The 2,463-nt window shown below is 59.9% G+C and carries 1 protein-coding gene and 1 pseudogene; both read left to right on the top strand.

What is annotated here, in order from left to right; all coding sequences use genetic code 11:
* Positions 1-29: 29 nt before the first annotated feature.
* Positions 30-269 (top strand): annotated as a pseudogene (locus ACO0LH_RS28360) (hypothetical protein); the annotation flags it as partial.
* Positions 270-305: 36 nt separating this feature from the next.
* Positions 306-2,463, top strand: a 2,158-nt coding sequence (locus tag ACO0LH_RS28355) for a condensation domain-containing protein (RefSeq protein ID WP_422944503.1), incomplete at its 3' end; no start/stop codon positions are given.

The raw sequence follows: 2,463 nt of genomic DNA, 5'->3' as shown, positions 1-2,463 counted from the left end.
AGCCCGAACGCGACCTCAACCAGTCCCCCCTGTTCCAGGTCCTCTTCGCCCTGCAAAATGCCCCTGCCGAAGACATCGCCTTAGACCAGCTCCAGATGCAGCCCCTCATTGCTGAAGAACACGAAGGGGTCGCCCGTTACGACCTCACCTTCAACCTCAGCGAAACCCCGGCTGGCCTCATTGGTGCACTCGAATACAACACCGACCTGTTCACCCAGGACAGCATCGACAATCTCCTCAACCAATACCAGCTGTTGCTGAGCCAGATCGTTGAACAGCCTAAACTGTGCATAGACGATTACCAGTTGCTCACTGAACGGGACAGGCAGATTTACCTGGCGCAGGCAGAACAGACAGCACAGACAGTGCAAGCAGCACAAGACAGCCAACACGCTCCAGACCTCCTGCATCAGGTCAGCACTGAGGTGCAAGAGCAGGCACTGGTGCTGGCCGGACAACTGCGCAAAGAAGGGTTCACCCGGAACGACTGCATTGGCATTGCTGCCGATGTGGGGGGCAGTGACAGTGCACATGATGCGCACTTGCTGGTTGCCTTCCTGGCTATCCGGCAACTGGGGGCGTGCGCCTATATCATCAACTCCACCACGAATCCTTTGCGTCGTCAGGCATTGCTGGATGCTGCGGGGGTAGTACGTGTATTGGAGACTGTGGACACCAGCCATATCCCTGCGGTGAACGAAGTTGTGGAAGAAGCTGAGGACGCAGGGAAGCTTGTAGAGATAACAGGCGAGAGCGGAACGACTGCCCCTGTTAAGCCTGTTACCCCTGATGCCGGCCAGCCAGTCTTACGTTTTTCTATTCAACATGCCTCCGGTCATTTGCTGCTGGCTGAACTCGACCAGACTGCCTTCCTGCGCGCTGTGCTGCGGTTTACAGGACAACGGGCAGTAGGGCAGGGCACCACAGAACAGGTTCTTTTATCGGCACTGCAAGCGTGGTCACGTCCCTTGTCGGTTCAGCAGTTGGCACAATTCTTCCCCGTCACCGTCCTCGAAGGTCGCCAGCTTGCGCCTGTCGGCAGTGCCGGTGAACTCAGCCTGGCTGGCATCCACCTGTGCGCGTCTGCGGCTACAGTCAGACAGACCGGGCTCACTGTTCCACATCCTTTGTTTCCTGCTCAGACGCTGATCAGAACCGGCCACCGTGTCATCCTGCGCCAGGATGGCAGTTGCCATGCTGACCCGCTATCGGTCCAGAACCGCGCCCGTCGCCGCGGCCAGTGGGCCAGACAAAGCGAAACCCTGTTGCGCAGCGTGATTCCCAAGCAACTGCCCACGCTGGTCTTACAGCAAACACAATGGATCGCCTTCACCCAGGCCCATGCCGGCACAGTCGAAGCGGAGATGACCCTGGCGGCCTTGTTGGCACGCTTGAAACAAACGCCCCAGCGACACTGGCTGCCGTCGGCCCTACAGATCTGGGATAGTCTGCCTCTGCTCGATCAGGGTGCAGTCGACCGCGAACTGCTTAAAAAGAGCAGCGATGGCAATGGCAAGCTGTTCATTCCGCCGCAAGGCCCTACCGAAGAACTGCTGGCCGCCATCTGGTCAGAATTGCTGCCTGCGCACAATACAGAGCGTACAGAATTGGCAGAGCGCCAGATAGACCGCCGCGACAACTTCTTCCTCATCGGTGGCTATTCCTTAATCGCTGCCCAGCTCATCGCGCGTATCCGTGATCTCTTCCAGGTTGAATTGCCCCTGCGCGAGCTCTTTGCGCACCAGACACTCCAATCCCAGGCTCGTCTGATCGACCAGCAACGCCATAGTGAAGAGGCCCAGCTGCCACACATCGTCGCCATCCCGCGCGATGCCACAGCGCCCTTACCGCTATCCTTCTCGCAACAACGCCTGTGGTTCCTGAGCCGCATGATGCCCCCGAACGCCGTCTACAACATCCCGTTCGCGTTGCGGCTACGCGGCAAAGTCGACGAAAGCGCCCTGGTCCACAGCCTCAACGCCATCATCTCCCGCCACGAAGCCCTGCGCACCCGCTTTGCCGACGTCGATGGCCAGGCCGTCCAGCTCATTGACCCACCAGGCCGCCCCTGCGTCGTCGTCGAAGACATCGACAGTGAAGCCGCCCTCCACAGCCGCATCCTGGCCGAACGCCACTACTGCTTCGACCTCAGCAACGAACCCCTGGTCAGATTACGTGTCCTTAACACCCGCTTCGACGGCCACCACGTCTTGCTCGCCACCTTCCACCACATCGTCGCCGATGGCTGGTCCATGGGCGTCTTCTTCAAAGAACTCGTCGAACTCTACCGCACCACCGTCGCCGCTCCCGGCGCCCAGATCACCCCCTTGGCCCCATTACGCCTCCAGTTCGCCGACTACGCCCACTGGCAACGCCAGCAACTCACCGGCAACATCATCGCCGCCCAACTCAGTTACTGGGAACACCAGCTCGCCGGCCTGCCGCCCCTGCTCGACCTCCCGA

Origin of the sequence: Undibacterium sp. TJN19, assembly GCF_049339485.1 — a bacterium.
Lineage (GTDB): Bacteria > Pseudomonadota > Gammaproteobacteria > Burkholderiales > Burkholderiaceae_D > Undibacterium.
The sequence above is the reverse complement of the archived record's forward strand: the minus strand, read 5'-3'. Positions and strand labels throughout refer to the sequence as shown.